The sequence below is a fragment of the Bacillus sp. FSL K6-0073 genome, from assembly GCF_038006085.1.
Lineage (GTDB): Bacteria > Bacillota > Bacilli > Bacillales > Bacillaceae_G > Bacillus_A > Bacillus_A cereus.
In genome coordinates this window covers 2190879-2210559 of the sequence record NZ_JBBOUN010000001.1, presented here as the reverse complement: position 1 = coordinate 2210559, position 19681 = coordinate 2190879, and the positions used below count along the sequence as shown (strand labels likewise).

Below are 19681 nucleotides of genomic sequence, written 5' to 3'. Positions count from 1 at the left end.
TTAACAGAATATTAAATGTTTGATTACATTTTATTGGAGTGGATAATATGTCTTTTCAAATGCGTGAAGCAACGATAGATGATATAGACGCACTTTGTTCTTTAACGAAAGAATTAAAAGGTTCCTCTATTTCCTATGAAGATATGAACAACCGATTACAATTCGTACAAATGAGTCCGTTTGATTTTTTATATGTTTACGAGGAAGAAGAAGCTATATTTGGATTACTTGGATTTCGTATACGTGAAAATTTAGAAGATGTAACACGTTATGGAGAGATTTCAATTATTAGCGTTGATTCTAACATACGACGGAAAGGCATTGGACAAGTGTTGATGGATTATGCCGAGCAATTAGCAAAGAAACATAATTGCATTGGCACATGGCTAGTTAGTGGAACAAAAAGAGTAGAAGCTCATCCTTTTTACAAAAAATTAGGCTATGAAGTAAATGGCTACCGATTTGTAAAACATTTTTAAACTACTTATAAAGTGAAACTTTAATCAGTGGGGGTCTTACTCCCCGTTAATACGGAATAAATTGAAGGGACTATAACTATGACAAACATTAAAGCAATTTTCATTGATCGTGACGGTACAATTGGTGGTGACACTACAATACATTATCCAGGATCTTTTACATTATTTCCATTCACAAAAACATCTTTGCAAAAACTAAAAGCTAAAAATATAAAAATTTTCTCTTTCACAAATCAACCTGGTATCGCAGATGGAATAGCAACTGTAGCCGATTTTGTACAAGAATTAGAAGGCTTCGGTTTTGATGATGTTTATGTATGTCCTCATAAACACGGTGATGGTTGTGAATGCCGTAAACCAAGTACAGGCATGCTGCTTAAAGCAGCAAAAAAACATGGGCTTGATTTAACACAATGTGCTGTAGTTGGTGATCGCTGGACTGATATTGTTGCAGGGGCAAAAGTAAATGCGACTACGATTCTAGTCCGAACAGGCGCTGGGTATGATGCTTTGCATACGTACCGAGACAAATGGGCACATATTGAACCAAACTACATTGCAGATAACTTTGAAGATGCAACAAACTGGGTTTTAAATCAACTATAATACAAATGAAGATTTTGATTCACTCGAAATAATTTAAAACATAGTTTAAATAGCCTTTTTGGCAAATAATTGTCTTCCACAAAACGGATCACCTCAAAAGGTAGCAAGTTCCCTTTTGATACGCAAACATTGCAATTCAAATTATATTTTTTATTAGTAACAGCAATTAACGTAAAGAAGGAATAGCTTAGTGGCTATCCCTTCTTTATTGACTTCTATTATTTACATTTGTTATCTGTTTTTATTGAGTATTCTCATCGTTTTTATACTCCAAAATATCCCCTGGCTGACACTCTAAAGCTTTACATATCGCTTCTAATGTTGAAAAACGAACCGCTTTTGCTTTCCCATTTTTCAAAATAGAAAGATTCGCCATCGTAATTCCAACCTTCTCCGAAAGCTCCGTTACACTCATTTTTCGTTTTGCTAACATGACGTCAATATTAATAATGATTGTCATATCCGCCACCTCAGACCGTCAAATCATCTTCTGATTTTATGTTAATTGCCTCTTGTAGAAGTCGTTGGAGGATAGCAGCAAAAACGGCGATAACGAGCGAAGCAAAAACGATAATGAGTCCCACTAGCCCAATAGGAGGGTCCATTTTTTTCGCTATAAAATGAAAAAGTGGCAAACTTAATACATACAAACCACTGATTGTAATTGCACAGCGCTTTATATTCTTTAACGCCTTTACTGATAATTCCGAGAACGCTGTGTTCTCATCAATGTACTGTAAAAGATTGAAAGCCTGATAAAGAGCAACGTAAAAAGGCACAGCTGCTCCATACATCACAATGAAAACAAGATATTTCATCGGAGCAATATTAGGATACAAATTTGCTGCGAAATTCGCCATTTCCGGCACTAAAAATATGCATAAAGCAAGCACTGAAATTCCAGCAAGAAAAATAATTACTTTTAAGAACGTTGTTGAACTTCGTTTAAGATTCATTTACAATTCCTCACTTATTTAATGACAACATAATTTTATCACAACATTTATTGTTTAACAATAAATAAATATCGTTTTATTTTTGTCATGTTTTTTAATTTAGGCAAAAATAAAAAAGAATTTCTCATTACAAAGAAATTCTTTTTCTTGAAAATGTCTCTTTCAACTTAATTTTTTAAAACGTTAATTCGTAATGGAAATAACGATTATCTCTCAAATAACCATTTTCAGCGTATAATCGTTGTGCTGATAAATTATCAATCTCTGTTTGCAGCTTTACACCTTTTGCTCCATTTTCTAATGCGTATTCTTTAGCAGCTTCTAATAATTTTTTACCTGTTCCGGCTCCACGCTTCGCCGCTTGTACAAATAAATCATTTAAAATCCATAATTCTTTCATTGAAATGGAAGAAAATGATGGATATAGTTGCGTGAACCCAATATATTCGCCGTCTTCAACTGCTACGAAAATAACGGACTCTTTTCTCTCAATTCGATTTCGTAAAAATACTTTTGCCCCTTCTAAATCAGAATCTTGTCTATAAAATATGCGATAGTTATTAAAAACTGATGCTAGTCCATCTAAATCTGCAATTGTTGCCTCATATATTCTCATTTTACTCCATTCCCCTTCCAATACTGTCTCATTATATCCGTTGCCCATTTAGGCTGGTGTATTTCTTCTGTCGGCATAAACCCTTTCATTATTGGTTTTATATCCAATATAGGAGTGCCATCAATAGCATCTAATCCCTCAACAATAATTGATTTACCTTCTCTTTTGATTACCTTGACAATTGTTACACCTATGCGATTCGGACGATTTTTCCCGCGCTGTGCAAAAATACCTACTTCAGGATAATCCTTATTATTTCTAGGATGTCTAGCAAAATACTGAATTTGCTCGTCAGTTACTTTATGAAAATAAAAAACAACTTCAATATGAGAAAAATCTTCAATCCCTTGTATACTTTCTTCTGCATACATTTCAGTTAAAGTTATACGGGATCTTACTTTCCCCCACTCATCATCTTTTATTTCCTTTCTTTCATTATGTACAAATGCGATTGGTTGAACTGAAAACATACGCATTCCCCCTTAAATGTAACCACTTACATTATAAAATATTTTCTGAATGTTTTCCAGATATACGAATCAAGTTTACATAATATAATTATACTCTATCTAGAGCTACCTTGACTGCTTCAATTGCATGTATATGAGTTGTATCAAATATCGGGACAGATACGTTTTCTTGCTTTATTAATAATCCTATTTCTGTACAACCTAATATGATTCCCTGTGCTCCTTTTTGCACTAACTCTTCGATGACTCTTTTATAATATTCTCTAGATTGAGATACTATTTTTCCTAAACATAATTCTGTATATATTACTTTATTTATTTCTTTTCTATTTTTTTCTGATGGTACTATTACTTTTATATTATTTTCTTCTATACGTGACTTATAGAAATCTTGCTCCATTGTATATTTAGTTCCAAGCAGACCAACCTTTTGAATGTCTTTTCTTTTAATTTCTTTTGCAGTTGCATCAGCAATATGTAAGACTGGAATATCAATTTTCGCCTTTATTTTTCCAACTACCTTATGCATTGTATTTGTACAAATAATTATAAAGTCTGCTCCTCCCTTTTGTAATGAATATGCCGCATTCCCTAGAATTTCTCCAGCACCATCCCAATCTCCGCTAGACTGACATCGTTCAATCTCTTCAAAATCCACACTATTAATCAAACATTTTGCTGAATGTAGCCCTCCTAATCTCTCTTTTATTTCTTCATTAATAATTCGATAATATTCTGAAGTTGATTCCCAACTCATACCACCTATAAGACCTATCGTTTTCATATAAACAAAACACCTACCTAAACTATTTTTATAAAACTAATAACAACGTTTTATTATGTATATTATACACAATAAAACAAGACTTTAAGTTTGGAATATAAAGTCTTGTTTTAACGGAATAATAAAGAATAATTCTACTTTCATTTCCAAGGAAATTTTTATAGAATATTCTGAAATTAAAAATTTGATGTTTTTATAAATTCTTTATACTTATAATTAAAACACTCTCGATACAACTCTTTGATTTCATCATATGATGGAACACGTGGGTTATTAGCTGGGCTACCACTTTCAATTGCATCTAATGCCATTTTAGAAATAGCATTTTCAAATTCAATTTCATCGATTCCATATTTTTTTAAATTTGGAATACGAAGATCAAAGCAAAGTTTTTTTATTTCCCCAAGCGTGTAGTTTGCTACTTCCTCATCAGAATTCGAATACAAATCCTTATTTAAACTACGCCCAATTTTTGCTAACCTTTTCACTGCACTTGTTTTTGTAAACTCTAACACTGTAGGTAATAGTATGGCATTTGATATTCCATGCGGTACATGAAATAATGCTCCCACTGGCCTTGACATTCCATGAACTAATGTAACTGATGCATTCGAAAATGCAATTCCAGCTTGTAAGGAAGCAATCATCATCGCTTCTCTTGCCTCCATATTACGTCCATCTTCATATGCTATACGTAAATATTTCATAATACTTTCAATAGCCGAAAGAGCAAGTACATCTGTAAGTGGTTGTGAAAATTTAGAAATATAAGCTTCAATCGCATGACATAACGCATCTATTCCTGTTGCTGCCGTAATTTCTGGTGGTAACGAACTTGTCAAAACTGGATCTATAATTGCTACTTTCGGTATAAAACTAGGATGCTTCATCATCATTTTTACATCTGTTTTTTTATTCGTAATTACTGCTACACTTGTAACTTCCGAACCAGTACCAGAAGTTGTTGGAATTGCAATAAGTGGTAGTGGATTGTTTTCTATTTCAATATCCTTTTGGACATAATCCTCAACTTCTCCACCATTTGTATATAAAACCGCTACTGCTTTCGCAGCATCAATACAACTTCCACCACCAATACCAATAATAAAATCGCACTTTTCCTCTTTACAAAGAGATAACGCTTCTAATACGTGTACATTTGTAGGCTCAGCATCCACTTTATTATATGTGCTAACAGTAATACCTTTCTTATTTAGTTGTTGTATACACTTTTCAATATATCCTAATTTCTCCATAATTGTATCAGTAACTATAAAAGCTCTTTTCCCTAACTTTTTTGATTGTTCTCCCAGTTTTTCAAGCGAATTCCTTCCATATAATACCGACTTTGGCATCCGAAACTCAGAAACCTCTTGCAAGTCCCCCACCCCTTCTTATCCTAATTAATATTTTATGACATAAATTATCGATTTGATGAATCTTTACGCTTCAAATTTTTAATAGAGTCCTGTTAAAGTATAGAATGCGATAACTAAAAATACAGCAACCGTTTTCAAAATAGTAATAGCAAATATATCTTTATATGACTGTTTATGTGTTAATCCTGTTACTGTAAGAATAGTAATAATAGCCCCGTTATGGGGTAGTGTATCCATTCCTCCTGATGCCATTGATACGATACGGTGCATAACTTCTAATGGAATATCAAATTGATTGGCCGCTGCAATGAATTTATCTCCCATTGCGCTTAATACTATTCCCATTCCTCCTGATGCAGAGCCTGTAATTCCAGCTAAAATATTCGTCGTTACTGCACCATTCACTAACGGATTTGTGAAAGTAGCAGAGATGCCATCTCTCATAATTGCGAAGCCTGGAAGTGCTGCAATGACACCACCGAATCCAAACTCAGCTCCTGTATTCATCGTTGCAAGTAGCGCTCCACCAATACTTGTATTCAATCCAGCTTGGAAACCTGTTACTACTCGCTTCCAATATAATAATAACGTTGTTAAGATTCCTATAATAAGTGCCAATTCTACAGACCAAATTCCTACTACTGCACTTAATTCTACTTTTCCAAATGCTTTCATACCAATTGCAGAAAAATCAAAACCGCTTGGATACCACTTCGGTATCATAATAGTAAACACTTTATTCATTACACCTACTAAAATAAGTGGTATAAATGCAATAAGTTGTTGCGCTCTTGTGATTTCAATGTTATTAATTAATGGCATATTTTTTTGTTCTACTTGCAAAGATGCTGCCATTTCAGTATTTCCATCATTAAAACCAAAATATCCTTCACCTGCTGCTTTTGCCTTCTTACGTCTACTCTCTAAATATAGTAAACCTAATGTAAGAACAAAAATTGCTCCTACAATCCCAAGTATCGGTGCAGCATAAATATCCGTTTTAAAAAATGTTGTAGGTATTACATTTTGAATTTGTGGTGATCCAGGTAGCGCATCCATTGTAAACGTTACTGCTCCAAGAACAATCGTTCCAGGGATTAAACGCTTTGGAATATTAGCTTGTCGAAACAACTTAGCTGCGAACGGATAAACAGCAAACACTACTACATACACACTAACACCACTATACGTTAAAATAGCCCCCATTAATACAATCGCTAATATAGTACGTTTTTCACCAACTAACTCAATAATTGTTTTTGCGATAGAATCTGCAATTCCTGACATTTCCACTACTTTTCCAAATATTGCTCCTAATAAAAACACAGGAAAATATAATTTTATAAATCCAACCATTTTCTCCATAAAGATATTAGAAAAGAAAGGTAATACATAACTAGGTTCTGTCAAAAATACTGCAAATAATGCAAATATCGGCGCGAATAAAATAACAGAAAAACCTCTGTATGCTACGAACATAAGTAAACTTAGTGCTAATAATATAATAACTAACTCCAATTTTACCCCTCCATTAAACAGAATATTCTAAATTTTATTGATATATTTCTACTAACCTTTTAATTCTGACATCCCTCCTCTTATTCATACAAATTTTTATGCTAAAAATGTCTAATTATAATTATTCGATTACATATGAAAAATCCCTTTAAACAGAAACGAATTCATCGTCATACGTTATAAAGGGATTGCTAGAATCTATATTTACTGCTGTATTAAATTTTTCTCTACACAAAAATGATACAGTTCTTCAACATCTTTCACTATGTAGGTCGCACTAACTTCAGTCAGTTCTTTTTCACAGCCATAGCCATATAAAACACCAATTGAAGCAATTCCATTCTGATTTGCACCTATTATATCGTGCTTTCTATCACCAATCATTATCATTTCTTCTTTATTTAGTTCTTCATGTGTTTGTAAAATATGAGCAATTATTTCTTCTTTTTTTATTCTCGTACCATCTAAATTACTTCCAATGATGTCTTCGAAATAATTCGTTAATTGAAAATGCTCTATAACTTGTTTCGCAAATACAGTGGGCTTTGAAGTTGCTACGAATATGCGATTCCCTGAACTTTTTAATTGTTGCAAGAGCTTCAGAATCCCCTCGTATACATTATTTTCAAACAATCCACGCTGCTTTAAATACTCACGGAAGTAAAAAACAGCACGTTCAACCTCTCCTTCACTCATATTATATCTCTCTATGAATGATTGCTGAATAGGAGGACCTATAAATGAATCTAACTCACTTATATGTACTTCTTCAATTCCTACTTTTTTTAATGCATATAAAACCGAGTTTACAATCCCTTCTTTCGGATCCGTTAAAGTTCCATCTAAATCAAATAGAAATGTTTTATACATGCTTCATTCCTCCACTTAATTTGCTGTATAAATAAGTGCTAACATCTCTTCCACTTCTCCTTATTATACTATTATTATCTATTTTTTCGAAAAATCAATTTCCATATGTCACATACTTTCAGTTACAAAATACGATAGATATGATACAGTAAAAAAGTTACAATTATTTTAATAGAAACTGGTGAAACAAATGTCAATTACGTTAATTTTTATAATGGCTTTCACAATTGTGATCCACGCAGTTGAAACAAGCTCTTATAGTATTCGATTAGCTGGAGTACGTTTAAAGAAGATTGCGGTTGCCTTGTCTGTTGTAGGAATGGTGTTACTTATTTCAAGAACATCAAACTTACTACAAGCCTTTTTAATCGGTGGTATTGTCGATGAAGCAAAACTAGATTCTTCTATTAATTTAGAGCATATTATACGACTCGTACTATTATCGGCTTCTATCGGTACATTAATCGCGATCATTCTTTATCCAACTTTGACAAAATTATTTGGATATGTCATTCAAAACTTTGAAACAGACGGTTCTTTCATTCGAATGATGAAAACGAATAACATTCAAAAATTAAAGTACACAAAAAAATATGTCCGTTTTCCAAAGTTAGAAATGATTCATAGACTGCGTATCGGTGGTATTCCAAAGCGTATTATGCTTATTAACATGTTTGCTACTGCTATTTATACAGCAGGGGTACTTTCAGCCCTTTACGCTTCTTTTTTAAATCCAGATTATGCAACAAATGCAAGTACAGCTTCTGGCCTTGTAAATGGTTTCGCCACTATTTTATTAACTGTATTACTCGATCCACGCATTGCTCTTTTAACAGAACGTGCTCTACAATCAGAAAGCGGTGCTGAATCTATGAGTAAAATGTATGGTTGGCTAATGATTTCTAGACTTCTCGGCACATTATTAGCACAACTGCTATTTGTACCAGGTGCTTACTGGATTTTATGGATTATTGAACTGATGCATTAATTTACTAGAAAGGTGAATTTATCAATGAAGATCAAAACAGAGAAAGATATAATTCGCTTAATAGAAAACGACGAATGGATGATGAATGTATTACAAATGGCAAAATCACTAGAGCTACCTGATTGGTGGATTTGTGCCGGATTTGTTCGTTCTAAAATTTGGGATACTTTACATGACTATGAAGCGAAAACGGCTATGCCTGATGTTGATGTGATTTATTATGATAGTCTACATCAAGATGAGATATACGAACAATCATTAGAAACGAAATTAATGAATATTGATGCTACTATCCCTTGGTCTGTAAAAAATCAAGCTCGTATGCATGTAGTGAATAATATGCCACCATATTCTTCTTCTGTTAATGCTATTTCTAAATTCCCTGAAACAGCAACGGCTTTAGGAGTTACACTTGATGAACTAAACAACGTTATCTTAACAGCCCCATGTGGTATTGAAGATGTCCTTTCCTTACAAGTGAAACCAACAGCTCATTTTCTTAAATCGAAAGAACGATTACATATGTACAAAAACAGAGTTATAAAAAAGAATTGGCAAAGTAAGTGGCCTAACATCACAATCACATATCCAGAAATTTAGAAAGGGTGCCTCTCATTTATAGAAGCACCCTTTTCTTCATTTCAAAAAATGTATGACTGTTTCTGCAAATCTATCCGCTTCCTCATAATGAGGTGAATGACCGCTCTCTTCAAATACGATATACTTGCCGTTTCGGGCATCTTTATTAAATGTTTTAATTTGTTCTTCACACGTTACTACATCATGTTTTCCTACAATTAATAACATTGGATTTTGTACTTCTTTTATTTTATATAATAATGACGTATGACATGAGCCCTCTAATTTTAATCTATCAAAATGAATTTGAGAGCGATTTGAAAATTTTTCCCACTCTTCATCACTGTATAAACTCTCATCTGTCCTATCTTCCTTATTATTGTAAATCTCCATTCTTTTTTCTTCTAATTCATTGCTTAGTCTTATATAAGCTTCTAACAACTCTTTTGAACTAGCATTGCTAGATGAATAAGCAAGAGACTCTTCTGCTACTTCTTCTTTTCCATACTTTTTTAATAAATGCCCTGTCTTTTTTAACAAAGCCCTACTTGTTAATGCAAAATCAAAAGTTGGTCCTTCAAATATTATTTTCTCTATTGAACTTGGATATATCGACGCATAAAGCAATGCTACATATCCACCGAAAGAGTGTCCAATTATAGACCACTTCTCAATTTGTAATACTTTTTTTAATTCCTCACAGTCTTCAATCAAATCATTTAATCCAAAAGCTTCGTCTTCAGTAATTTCTTCTGAGCGACAAACACCTCTTTGATCTATCATAATTACATATAGAGAATCTTTTAAACGTTCCGCTTGATGAAATGAAAAATCATAACAACTTTCTCCTGGTCCACCATGCAAGTATAAGACTGGCTTATTTTTAGGATTTCCATGTGTTTCAACGTATAGCTTTTTCCCTCTAATATTCATATATTTCCCTGCTTCTATCAAATTTTCCTTTATGATCATCGCCCCCTTTTTTACTGAATATTATAACATTTAATATTAAATAATCCCTATTACATTTAAGAAGACGATAATTATTGCAAGTGGTGCTACAAATCGAAGTAAAAATACCCAACAAGTAAATACTTTCTTTCCATAATTTCCACCTACAAAAAACTCTGCTTCTAGTACCTTCTTCTCCATTTTGAATGAAACGAAAATACTAATAAATAGTGCTCCAAGTGGCATTAATATATTACTAGATAAAAAGTCTACTGCATCAAAAATATTCTTTCCAAAAATCGTAATTTCACTCCATACTCCAAATGATAACGCAGATGGTATACCTACTAAGAAAATGCAGAAGCCGATCATCCATGATAATTTCGTTCTTCTTTCTTGTTCACCATTTGCTAATGCTGAAACAACAGTTTCTAGTAGAGAAAATGCTGATGTTAATGTCGCAAATGTAAATAGTGCAAGAAATACTGTTAAGAAAAATCCACCGAATGGGATTTGACTAAATACAGATGGTAATACGATAAATAGTAATCCAGGTCCTTCTGTTGGCTCCATTCCTAATGAAAATACGGCTGGAAAAATAGCAAGACCTGCAAATAATGAAACAAATAAATTTAATCCAACAATTGTTATTGCTGATTTTGGTAAACTTTCTTTTTTATTTAAATAGGAACTATACGTAACCATAATTGAAATCCCGATACTAATTGCAAAGAATGATTGCCCCATTGCGAACAAAATACTTTCCGAAGTAATCTTTGAGAAATCTGGTTGTAAGAAAAACTTCACACCTTTCATTGCATCATCAAGTGTTAACGAACGAATAATAAGAGCGACAAATAAAACGAACAATGCTGGCAACATATATTTACTTGCTTTTTCAATTCCGTTTTGTACACCCTTTGATACAACCCATATCGTAATGAACATAAAAGCGAAATGTCCCATAATAGCCCAAGCAGGATTCCCAATTGTTTCAGTAAATAATGTACCGTAATTTTGTCCTGGAGTAATCAGTTGTCCAGTTATTCCTCTGAATAAATAAATTAATACCCATCCACCTACAACACTATAAAACGAAAGTAGTATAAAACACGTTCCAACGCCAAGGCGTCCAATCCAATGCCATCCTGTATTTGGTGCGATGCTTTTAAATGCTCCAACTGCTTGTTTCTGCGTACTGCGTCCAATCATAAATTCAGCTATAAGTAGCGGTAGTCCAATTAAAACAGTAAATAATATAAATATTAAAAAGAACGCTCCTCCCCCACTCTTCCCAGCGATATAAGGGAACTTCCATATCGCACCAAGTCCAATTGCTGATCCGGCTGCCGCCATTATAAAACCTAATTTCGAAGTCCATTGCTCCGTCTGTTTCATCTCATTTTCCTCCTAATTAAATCTTTTTATACAAATAAATAAATTTTATAAACCTATTCAAATAAACCCTCCATTTCTTCTTCCATATAATAAAAAAATGGCCTAGCATCTCTATATAAAGAGACGCTAAGCCATTTACTTAACGCGGTACCACCCTTATTGATTCCATTATGAATCCACCTTAGTAGTAATCGTTTGATTACAAACCTAATATCGAAGGTTAACCGTTAAGATTTACTAAGAATGTAATTCCGTTCCACCTTACTGCTCCTAGGCGAGTTCAGGATGTCATTTGACTATGTCACACCAACCCATAGCTCTCTGTACAAATACATGACCTTACTACTCCTATTCAACACATTTTAATATTTAGAATATATTTTCTTTTGAAATTAATATGAAGTATATCTGTTATATTTGTAACTGTCAAGGGTATATTGATTTTTTTGTCGAAATGGTTCATATTTCAACTGACTTTTACTAAGCTTATTAGAAAAAGAAAGAGTCTATATTTTCACCTTTTTAAACGAACTATAAAAAAAGAATCTTCGCGATAATCGCGAAGATTCTTTTTACGGTATGAGACGAGTACAATCTCTCGGAAAAGCACTCGCCTCTCGTACATTTGTTAATTCTAAAAGTTTATATACAACCCTTTCTAACCCAATTCCGAAACCTCCATGTGGTGGACAACCATATCGAAATGTATTTAAATAAGATTGAAATTTATCTGGGTGTAACCCTTTTTCTTTAAACGAAGCGAGTAACATTTCATAATTATGAATTCGCTGTGCCCCTGACGTTATTTCTAATCCTTTATATAATAAGTCGAATGAATCAGTAATAGATGGATTCTCTTTATTCGGCATCGTATACATCGGTCTCGCTTCTTTCGGATAATGCGTAATGAAAACAAATTCACTATTATATATTTCCTTCACATATTTCCCTAGTAACTTTTCACCTTCTGTATCTAAATCCCCTACAGGAGATTCTTTACGATACTTACTTTTCAAAATTTCTTGTGCTTCTAACAATGTAATTTTAGGTATTTCAGTAATAATAGGTACTTCTATTTGTAATAGTTGTAGTTCTATTTCACATTTTTTCGCTACTTGTTGAAACATGTATCGTAAAACATCCGTTTCTAGTTGCATCACTTCATAAAAATCATGAATAAAACCAAGCTCTACGTCTAACGATATATATTCATTCAAATGACGGGAAGAATTATGATGTTCCGCTCTATATACAGGTGCAATTTCAAAAACTCGTTCTAACCCACCTGCCACCATCATTTGCTTATAGAACTGTGGTGATTGTGCTAAATAAGCTTCTTTTTGGAAGTATGGAAGCTTAAAAACATTTGCTCCTCCTTCTGCCCCTTGCGAAACAATTTTCGGCGTAAATATTCGTGTGAAATCGTTCTCTATTAGAACTTCACTAAAGCTCTGAACGAGTGTAGATTTCACTTTAAAAATCGCTGCAGTTCGCTCATGTCTTAATGAGAGTACCCGCTCATTCAATAATTGATCTAAGCCAACTTGTAATTTCTTTTTATTTATTTCAAATGGAAGTGGCTCTGCACCGTTTATTACGTTCACTTCATGAGCAAGTACTTCAACACCCAATTCTGTTTTCGATGTCTCGACTATTTCACCAATTACGTGGACGACACTTTCTACATCAACTTTATATCCAGCCAATTCATTTTCTAATACACATTGAATTACTCCTGTTCTGTCCCGTAATAATAAAAAACTAACATTTCCAAGATGCCGAATTTTTTTTACCCATCCTTGAAGTAATACAACCTTTCCGTTTTGCTTTGTACATTCTTTTGTGAGTGAACGCTTCATTATTGAATCCATTATTTTTCCCTCCAGTAATTTTATATTTATTTACGTTATTGTTGTCATCGTCATCATCCACGGTCACTCACCCCCTTTCAAAGAATACAAAAATCCGCCCCTATAAATAGGGACGGATTTTTTCCGCGGTACCACCCAAATTGTCATACTGACCATCTTAGCCCTGATAACGGTAGGTACCGTTTGCTTTTACTAATAATCACGTTCAAAGCAACACTCACAGGTGTCTTTCCATCATGCGGTATCGCAACCTTCCCAGCAACCGGCTGCTCTCTGTAGACCTTTGCACCATGTACTTTTCCTGATCATCACTTTTTATATTTACAGAGTATTCTAACTCCTTACCTTATAAAACGCAAGCTTTTTTGAAACATTCTGGTTTTCTAACTCCTAACTTCTTCTAAAGTGTGAAAAGTTAATTTTGTAATACATATTCTTATGTATTACATCCGAAATTACCCCTTTAATATTTTCCAATTTTTACATAAAAACTAATTCATTTACGCATATTAATAAAAATTTTAAAGCGAGGTGTGTATATGCAAAAAGCAATTAGTTTCTTTCTCCTTTTGTTTTGCTTAATTGTAGTAAACGAAACGTACGCCTATTCACCAAAATCTTTACCAATCTCTCAAAACTCTGATCAATGGCAAGTGAATATTGATAAACCGAAAAAAACAAACAAGAATATGCTTCAAGCTAAAAAAGATGAATTTCAAACATATCATTTTTCAGTAAAGAATGTCGGGAATAGTGAAGTATATAATGTAAACGTAGAAGTATTCCGCAACGAACCAAATAAGAAAACGAAATATGAACTCTTTTCCCTAAAGGAAAGTCGTTTGGCAAGTGGAAAAACTGGATTTGAACACGCTAATTTACCTGTTGCTACAAAAGCGGATGAAGTTGATGTTATTATTACATGGCAAGAACACCCATTCCGATCGATGCGAAATGGTCAAAAAGTTGAATCTAGAAAATTTAAAGAGCATTTTGTTTTTAAAGAAGCTAAAAAGTAAATGGGATATGGATACATTCACACTATCATTGATATAGCTTTATTTACTAGTACCAGTTCGTAAGCAAATTAAAAAGTCGTGGCTTATAAATGCCACGACTTTTTATATTAATTCGTACTAATGCCTCTCGCTGCCCAAATGCGATCGATATCAGCAGCATGTTGTCCGCCATATAAAAGAGCATCCGCTTGCTTAATTGCTTTTGCTCCATCACTGAATTTAGAGTTTGGTGTTAATGACCAGTGCGATTGTAAAATAATTTTCGTTGCTACATCACGTCCAAATGCTTGTGCCATTTCATATTGGCCTTGTGCCCAAATTTCCCCATCATCATGTACCTCATTTGTAATATCTTTCGGATACACTTTATTCGTATCTAATCGGCGTAAGCACGTCGGATCTGAACTAGAATAAGCAGTCGCATCCCATTCTCCAACACATGCTTTTCCGTACCCTGTCGTCGATACTGCATCTTCATACGTAGCACCTAAGAAGTCGCCAAATCCTTCTCCCATCGCTCCACCTTCTGCTGAACTACCAAAGCCAGGAACTTGGTTATCTTGAATCGAATGCCCATATTCATGTGCGATAATACCAGCATCTTCTGCATCATCAACACCGCCAGTACCGAAAGTTAAAGCTTTTGTTGATGGAGAATAGAATGAGTTATCATCAGTTGTACCATTAACATTCACTTTTATCGAACGGTTATTAATATTTTTAAAACCTAGACTTTGAATGTAACGTTGCAATGTGTCGATATGATAGTACGACATAACATCTTCAAAGCTATCATTTGCGCGTGTATAGTTAAATTGTAAATTCGTAGATTTTGTTTTCGCTTTTGAAGAAATCGTTACATATTCTCCAATTAAAAATCCTGTTCCATCTAAACCTTTTAACGTAACAGTTTTCAGTTGGTTCGTTAGAGCTGTTGAATCTGCATCGTTATTATCTTTTAAGCCTACTTTACTACCGCTAGATACGACTGGGTTAGGTAAAAATACTTTTCCTGACCCTTCAGCTTTTCGGTTTATATCAACCTTTTTAATTAACTTTCCATTTTCTGCATCAATAAATGTTTCCCATGCACCAAATGGATTATTAGAATGGACTACAACTTTATATACTGGACGAGCAATTCCTTCTTCAACAATATATCCGAACTCTTTATCTGTAGGAGCCCATAAATTTTGCTCACTTGCTTCTCCAACATACGCCATTGATTTTTGTATTGCATCTTTTTCACTAATTTTTGTCGTTACTTCCTTCACACCTGTAACAGGCTGATAATCAGAAACAGCGAGTACTCCCTTTCCCTCTCCGTTAAGCGTAACTGTTATTTGTTTTGAAAATACAGGTGCACCATTAACAACTTGTTGGAACCTAACATATGAAGCTACTGACGTTTCTGTTGTAGAAATATATTGCAAGTCTGAAAGATCTGTTTTCAATCCATACTGCGCAGCATTTTCTTTTAAATATTCAGTTGCTTTTTTCTGTGGCGAATAAGCTTCTAACTTTACTTGCTGTTGTTTTTCCAATGCCGAAACCGTAGTAATTGTCCCCATTACTAACGGCACAGTCATTGCCATTGCCACCATTTTTTTATTAAACATAGAACCACTCCCCCTAATAAAGTAGCTCAACCTTATCCCATTACCACTAGGCAATCATTCCCCGCAAAACGGATGGATAAAAATTGAATCTACGAGTAATTCTCTATGAACACTTCTATTACCTTTTCATTTAGGGTAAGTGAAATTTTCTCAATATTTATGTATAAACCGAACACAATACTGTAGAAATATATTTCTACAGTATTGTGTTCGGTACGCTATGAAAAAAGACAATTGCTAGTGGTCCTATCGAATGTATAGTCAAATAAATTCTAATCATACAAAAAGGAAGTTGGAATCATTCCAACTTCCTTTTTTCTTTAATTAGCTGCACTTAATTTAATTCTAAGTTTTGTTTCACCTAAAGAAAGTTCATCGTCTTCGTTCGTTAAGTGACCAAATGTAAATTGTTTAACGAGTAAGTTTTCTTCCAATAAATCTTTATGGTTCGTTAACGTTCTCTGTAGCTCTACTTCTGTATCAAGAATAACATCGACTCGTAAATTAACTGGTAAATTCAACTGTTTACGATATTCTTGAACCGCACGAATGAATTCACGCGCTACTCCTTCTTGTAACAATTCTTCCGTTACATTCGTATCTAACATAACTGTATATTGTCCGTTAGTCGTATTAGAGAATCCTGATTTTGCAACTTTCTCAACTAACACATCTTCAGCAGTTACAACTACTTCTTCTCCTGGTGTTGCTTCGTAAACTGCTCTTCCTGTTGATACAAAGTTTTGTACTTCTTCTTGTGATAATTGTTTTAGCCAACCATTCACTGCATTCACATTTTTACCGAATTTCGGCCCCGCTGTTTTAAAATTAAGCTTCAATTGATATGATGTGTATTTTGTTTCATCGAGTTCAACATGGAACGCTTTTACATTTAACTCATCCATAACGATATCACGATAAGATTCCCAATCCATATCATTCTCGTTATGCTCAAGTAATACAAGTTCTGCTAGCGGCTGTTTTACTTTTAAAGAATGCTGATTACGATTACTTCTTCCAAGTTCAACAACTTGTAAAACAGCATCCATTTCCGCTTCTAATTTCGGTTGAAGTAGTGATTCATTTACAACTGGATAATCGGCTAAATGAACGCTGCTTCCTTCTAAATTTAGATGAATGTCTTCCGCGACAAACGGTGTAAATGGTGCAATTAATTTACTAATTGTTACAAGCACTTCATGAAGTGTCTCATACGCAGCTGCTTTCTCAGCGTTCATACCAGATTCCCAGAAACGATTACGTGAGCGTCTTACATACCAGTTACTCACTTCATCTACAAGTGCTGCAATTTCACGAGCTGCATTCGTAAATTGATAATCATCAAGTGCAGTTCTCACTTTTTTCGTTGTACTATGCAATCTTGATAATACCCATTCGTCTAATTTCGTAAGCTTTACATCATACGTTTCTTTCGGATTATACTCATCTAAATTTGCATATAAAACGTAGAAGCTATACACATTGACTAATGTATCTACAAATTTAGATTTCGCTTCCAGTACTGTTCTTTCAGAAAAACGCTTCGCATTCCACGGGGCACTATCAACAAGTAAAGCCCATCTTAGCGCATCTGCACCAAACTTATCTACTAAATCAACTGGATCTAGTGCATTTCCTTTGCTTTTAGACATTTTCTGCCCTTCTTCATCTAAAACATGCCCTAGCGATAACACTCGTTTATACGGTACTTTTCCTGTATATAGTGCTGATACTGCTAATAAACTATAAAACCAGCCGCGTGTTTGATCAATTCCTTCAGCAATAACATCCGCTGGAAACTGCTCTTCAAATAACTCTTTATTTTCAAATGGGTAATGATATTGTGCAAATGGCATAGAACCACTATCAAACCAAACATCAATCACTTCTGGTGTACGATTCATTGTGCCTCCGCATTTCCCGCAGCACACTTGCACTTCATCTACATAAGGCTTATGCAATTCCAAATCTTCTGGTGTTTCTTTCGTACTATGCTTTCTTAATTCGGCAATGCTTTTCGGTGCGAACTGATGATCACAACTTTCACATTCCCATACATTCAATGGCGTTCCCCAATATCTATTTCGGCTAATATTCCAATCTACCATATTTTCTAAAAACTTACCAAAGCGCCCATGTTTCATATGATCCGGATACCAAGTAACAGAATTATTATTTTGTAAAAATGTATCTTTAATTGCAGTTGTTCGGATTAACCAACTTTCTCCTGCATAATAAAGTAGTGGTGAATCACAACGCCAGCAATGCGGATAGCTATGTTCATATTTTTCTTTATGATACAGTAAACCTTCCTTCGCTAAATAACGAACGATATCCACGTCACAATCTTTTACAAATTTCCCTTTCAAAAATGGTACTGCTTCTGTATACTCACCTTTTTCATCTACAACGTGCAAAAATGACAATCCTTCACTTTGAACGACTCTATAATCGTCCTCTCCATATGCTGGAGCAATATGAACAAGTCCTGTACCACTATCTGCCGTTACAAAATCTGCTGCGATAACGTGGTAACCATTTGTAACTTCTTTCATCGGAAATGGCGCTGTATAAGATGTGTTTAATAATTCTCCGCCTTTATGAACAGATAATACTTCATAGTTCTCTTTTAATACTTCTTGTACACGTTCTTTCGCAACAATATATACATGACCTTCTTGTTTTGCTTTAACGTATTCCATATTTGGATGGACAGCAAGCGCAACGTTTGCTGGAAGTGTCCAAGGTGTTGTGGTCCAACCTAAGAAATACTCATTTTCACTATCTTTCACTTTAAACTTCACAGTTGCACTTAAATCTTTTACTGTTTTATACCCTTGTGCAACCTCATGTGAGCTCAATGAGGTTTGGCAGCTTGGGCAGTATGGTGAAACTCTATGTCCTTTATATAACAATCCTTTTTCATGGATTGTCCCCAAAATATGCCATACACTTTCGATATATGGATTCTTTAAAGTTACATATGGATCATCCATATCTACCCAATAACCAATACTTTCAGTGAATTCACGCCACTGCTTCTCATATGTGAAAACACTCTCTTTACACTTTTGAATAAATGGTTCAATGCCATATTCTTCGATCTCATGTTTACCAGAAATACCAAGTTGCTTCTCAACGCCTAATTCTACAGGTAAACCATGTGTATCCCATCCCGCTTTTCTTAACACTTTATAACCAGCCATCGTTTTATATCTTGCTACTAAGTCTTTAATTGTTCGTCCAAGTGCATGACCTACATGCGGTAGTCCGTTCGCCGTTGGTGGTCCTTCATAAAATACGAAAGACTGTGCGCCTTCTCGATTCTGAATTGATTGTTCGAAAATATTTTGTTCGTTCCACTGTTTGCGAATTCGCATTTCTCTTCCTACAGCTGATTCTTTTACATCTACTTTTTCCATATACAATCACTCCTTTGAATATTTTAAAGCACACAAAAAACCCGTCCCTATAAAGTAGGGACGGGTTTACCCGCGATACCACCCTAATTCTATTAGCTTTTTCACTAATAGCACTTAGCAACGTACTATCATACGTGTTCTTTGTAACGGTAGACA

The 19681-nt window shown here is 34.3% G+C and carries 18 protein-coding genes and 3 other annotated features (1 of these 21 running past the window's edge); of the genes, 5 read left to right on the top strand and 13 right to left on the bottom strand.

Annotated elements, in window-relative coordinates; genetic code table 11:
- The first annotated feature begins 47 nt into the window (after window positions 1–47).
- Entirely contained in the window at window positions 48–479 is a 432-nt protein-coding gene (locus MHB52_RS11620) for a GNAT family N-acetyltransferase (protein WP_061663302.1), read from the top strand.
- 78 nt (window positions 480–557) lie between these two features.
- Window positions 558–1085, top strand: coding sequence for an HAD-IIIA family hydrolase (locus MHB52_RS11615; RefSeq protein WP_016117730.1), 528 nt, complete (start codon window positions 558–560; stop codon window positions 1083–1085).
- Between the two features lie 241 nt (window positions 1086–1326).
- Here MHB52_RS11615 and MHB52_RS11610 read toward each other — a convergent pair whose 3' ends face one another.
- From MHB52_RS11610 to MHB52_RS11575, 8 genes are all read right to left on the bottom strand, one after another.
- On the bottom strand, window positions 1327–1545 hold the full coding sequence (locus tag MHB52_RS11610) for a helix-turn-helix domain-containing protein (protein ID WP_000152534.1): 219 nt from the start codon (window positions 1543–1545) through the stop codon (window positions 1327–1329).
- A 10-nt stretch (window positions 1546–1555) separates the two neighbouring features.
- Window positions 1556–2041, bottom strand: coding sequence for a DUF2975 domain-containing protein (locus MHB52_RS11605; RefSeq protein ID WP_061663303.1), 486 nt, complete (start codon window positions 2039–2041; stop codon window positions 1556–1558).
- A gap of 175 nt (window positions 2042–2216) precedes the next feature.
- The gene (locus MHB52_RS11600) at window positions 2217–2657 is read right to left on the bottom strand and encodes a GNAT family N-acetyltransferase (protein ID WP_001223853.1); all 441 of its coding nucleotides are present in this window, start codon (window positions 2655–2657) and stop codon (window positions 2217–2219) included.
- Window positions 2654–3127 carry an SAM-dependent methyltransferase gene (locus MHB52_RS11595; RefSeq protein ID WP_016117728.1) on the bottom strand — a complete coding sequence of 158 codons (474 nt, stop codon included), beginning with the start codon at window positions 3125–3127 and terminating at the stop codon, window positions 2654–2656. The genes MHB52_RS11600 and MHB52_RS11595 overlap by 4 nt, the downstream gene beginning before the upstream one ends.
- A gap of 88 nt (window positions 3128–3215) precedes the next feature.
- Window positions 3216–3911: an aspartate/glutamate racemase family protein gene (locus MHB52_RS11590; RefSeq protein ID WP_000848571.1), complete on the bottom strand. Its 696-nt coding sequence runs from the start codon at window positions 3909–3911 to the stop codon at window positions 3216–3218.
- Window positions 3912–4087: 176 nt separating this feature from the next.
- A complete protein-coding gene (locus MHB52_RS11585) occupies window positions 4088–5290 on the bottom strand; it encodes an iron-containing alcohol dehydrogenase (RefSeq protein ID WP_016117727.1) in 1203 nt (400 codons plus the stop codon).
- Window positions 5291–5368: 78 nt separating this feature from the next.
- Window positions 5369–6808: a GntP family permease gene (locus MHB52_RS11580; RefSeq protein ID WP_000424327.1), complete on the bottom strand. Its 1440-nt coding sequence runs from the start codon at window positions 6806–6808 to the stop codon at window positions 5369–5371.
- Window positions 6809–7012: 204 nt separating this feature from the next.
- Complete coding sequence (locus tag MHB52_RS11575) at window positions 7013–7678, bottom strand: HAD family hydrolase (RefSeq protein WP_000278478.1); 666 nt, start codon at window positions 7676–7678, stop codon at window positions 7013–7015.
- Window positions 7679–7868: 190 nt separating this feature from the next.
- Between MHB52_RS11575 and MHB52_RS11570 the strand changes: the two genes are divergently transcribed.
- Both MHB52_RS11570 and MHB52_RS11565 read left to right on the top strand, forming a co-directional pair.
- Window positions 7869–8666 (top strand): lipid II flippase Amj family protein, encoded by a 798-nt coding sequence (locus MHB52_RS11570; protein ID WP_000028915.1) that lies wholly within the window; start codon window positions 7869–7871, stop codon window positions 8664–8666.
- 24 nt (window positions 8667–8690) lie between these two features.
- Complete coding sequence (locus tag MHB52_RS11565) at window positions 8691–9266, top strand: nucleotidyltransferase family protein (protein WP_016117726.1); 576 nt, start codon at window positions 8691–8693, stop codon at window positions 9264–9266.
- A 36-nt stretch (window positions 9267–9302) separates the two neighbouring features.
- Here MHB52_RS11565 and MHB52_RS11560 read toward each other — a convergent pair whose 3' ends face one another.
- The 3 genes from MHB52_RS11560 to aspS all read right to left on the bottom strand — a co-directional run bounded on the left by MHB52_RS11560 (window position 9303) and on the right by aspS (window position 13465).
- Window positions 9303–10178, bottom strand: a complete 876-nt coding sequence (locus MHB52_RS11560) for an alpha/beta fold hydrolase (RefSeq protein ID WP_016117725.1) — start codon at window positions 10176–10178, stop codon at window positions 9303–9305.
- 75 nt (window positions 10179–10253) lie between these two features.
- Window positions 10254–11594: a sodium-dependent transporter gene (locus tag MHB52_RS11555; protein ID WP_000814541.1), complete on the bottom strand. Its 1341-nt coding sequence runs from the start codon at window positions 11592–11594 to the stop codon at window positions 10254–10256.
- Between the two features lie 116 nt (window positions 11595–11710).
- Window positions 11711–11959, bottom strand: a binding site (T-box leader).
- Between the two features lie 207 nt (window positions 11960–12166).
- Window positions 12167–13465, bottom strand: a complete 1299-nt coding sequence (aspS, locus tag MHB52_RS11550; RefSeq protein ID WP_016117724.1) for an aspartate--tRNA(Asn) ligase — start codon at window positions 13463–13465, stop codon at window positions 12167–12169.
- Window positions 13466–13570: 105 nt separating this feature from the next.
- Window positions 13571–13783: a binding site (T-box leader), on the bottom strand.
- A 221-nt stretch (window positions 13784–14004) separates the two neighbouring features.
- Here aspS and MHB52_RS11545 point away from each other — a divergent pair.
- Window positions 14005–14484 carry a hypothetical protein gene (locus tag MHB52_RS11545; RefSeq protein ID WP_001167912.1) on the top strand — a complete coding sequence of 160 codons (480 nt, stop codon included), beginning with the start codon at window positions 14005–14007 and terminating at the stop codon, window positions 14482–14484.
- A gap of 107 nt (window positions 14485–14591) precedes the next feature.
- Here the strand turns inward: MHB52_RS11545 and MHB52_RS11540 are convergent, their stop codons facing one another.
- Together MHB52_RS11540 and ileS are read right to left on the bottom strand one after the other, a co-directional pair.
- Entirely contained in the window at window positions 14592–16103 is a 1512-nt protein-coding gene (locus tag MHB52_RS11540; protein WP_016117723.1) for a M36 family metallopeptidase, read from the bottom strand.
- Between the two features lie 320 nt (window positions 16104–16423).
- The gene (gene ileS / locus MHB52_RS11535) at window positions 16424–19525 is read right to left on the bottom strand and encodes an isoleucine--tRNA ligase (protein WP_016117722.1); all 3102 of its coding nucleotides are present in this window, start codon (window positions 19523–19525) and stop codon (window positions 16424–16426) included.
- Window positions 19526–19578: 53 nt separating this feature from the next.
- Window positions 19579–19681: a binding site (T-box leader), on the bottom strand; it runs 138 nt beyond the window's last position.

Bases quoted from the DNA above. Each gene is read 5' to 3' on its own strand.
- MHB52_RS11620 (WP_061663302.1), top strand. From the start codon at position 48: ATGTCTTTTCAAATGCGTGAAGCAACGATAGATGATATAGACGCACTT.
- MHB52_RS11615 (WP_016117730.1), top strand. From the start codon at position 558: ATGACAAACATTAAAGCAATTTTCATTGATCGTGACGGTACAATTGGT.
- MHB52_RS11610 (WP_000152534.1), bottom strand. From the start codon at position 1,545: ATGACAATCATTATTAATATTGACGTCATGTTAGCAAAACGAAAAATG.
- MHB52_RS11605 (WP_061663303.1), bottom strand. From the start codon at position 2,041: ATGAATCTTAAACGAAGTTCAACAACGTTCTTAAAAGTAATTATTTTT.
- MHB52_RS11600 (WP_001223853.1), bottom strand. From the start codon at position 2,657: ATGAGAATATATGAGGCAACAATTGCAGATTTAGATGGACTAGCATCA.
- MHB52_RS11595 (WP_016117728.1), bottom strand. From the start codon at position 3,127: ATGTTTTCAGTTCAACCAATCGCATTTGTACATAATGAAAGAAAGGAA.
- MHB52_RS11590 (WP_000848571.1), bottom strand. From the start codon at position 3,911: ATGAAAACGATAGGTCTTATAGGTGGTATGAGTTGGGAATCAACTTCA.
- MHB52_RS11575 (WP_000278478.1), bottom strand. From the start codon at position 7,678: ATGTATAAAACATTTCTATTTGATTTAGATGGAACTTTAACGGATCCG.
- MHB52_RS11570 (WP_000028915.1), top strand. From the start codon at position 7,869: ATGTCAATTACGTTAATTTTTATAATGGCTTTCACAATTGTGATCCAC.
- MHB52_RS11565 (WP_016117726.1), top strand. From the start codon at position 8,691: ATGAAGATCAAAACAGAGAAAGATATAATTCGCTTAATAGAAAACGAC.
- MHB52_RS11560 (WP_016117725.1), bottom strand. From the start codon at position 10,178: ATGAATATTAGAGGGAAAAAGCTATACGTTGAAACACATGGAAATCCT.
- MHB52_RS11555 (WP_000814541.1), bottom strand. From the start codon at position 11,594: ATGAAACAGACGGAGCAATGGACTTCGAAATTAGGTTTTATAATGGCG.
- aspS (WP_016117724.1), bottom strand. From the start codon at position 13,465: ATGGATTCAATAATGAAGCGTTCACTCACAAAAGAATGTACAAAGCAA.
- MHB52_RS11545 (WP_001167912.1), top strand. From the start codon at position 14,005: ATGCAAAAAGCAATTAGTTTCTTTCTCCTTTTGTTTTGCTTAATTGTA.
- MHB52_RS11540 (WP_016117723.1), bottom strand. From the start codon at position 16,103: ATGTTTAATAAAAAAATGGTGGCAATGGCAATGACTGTGCCGTTAGTA.
- ileS (WP_016117722.1), bottom strand. From the start codon at position 19,525: ATGGAAAAAGTAGATGTAAAAGAATCAGCTGTAGGAAGAGAAATGCGA.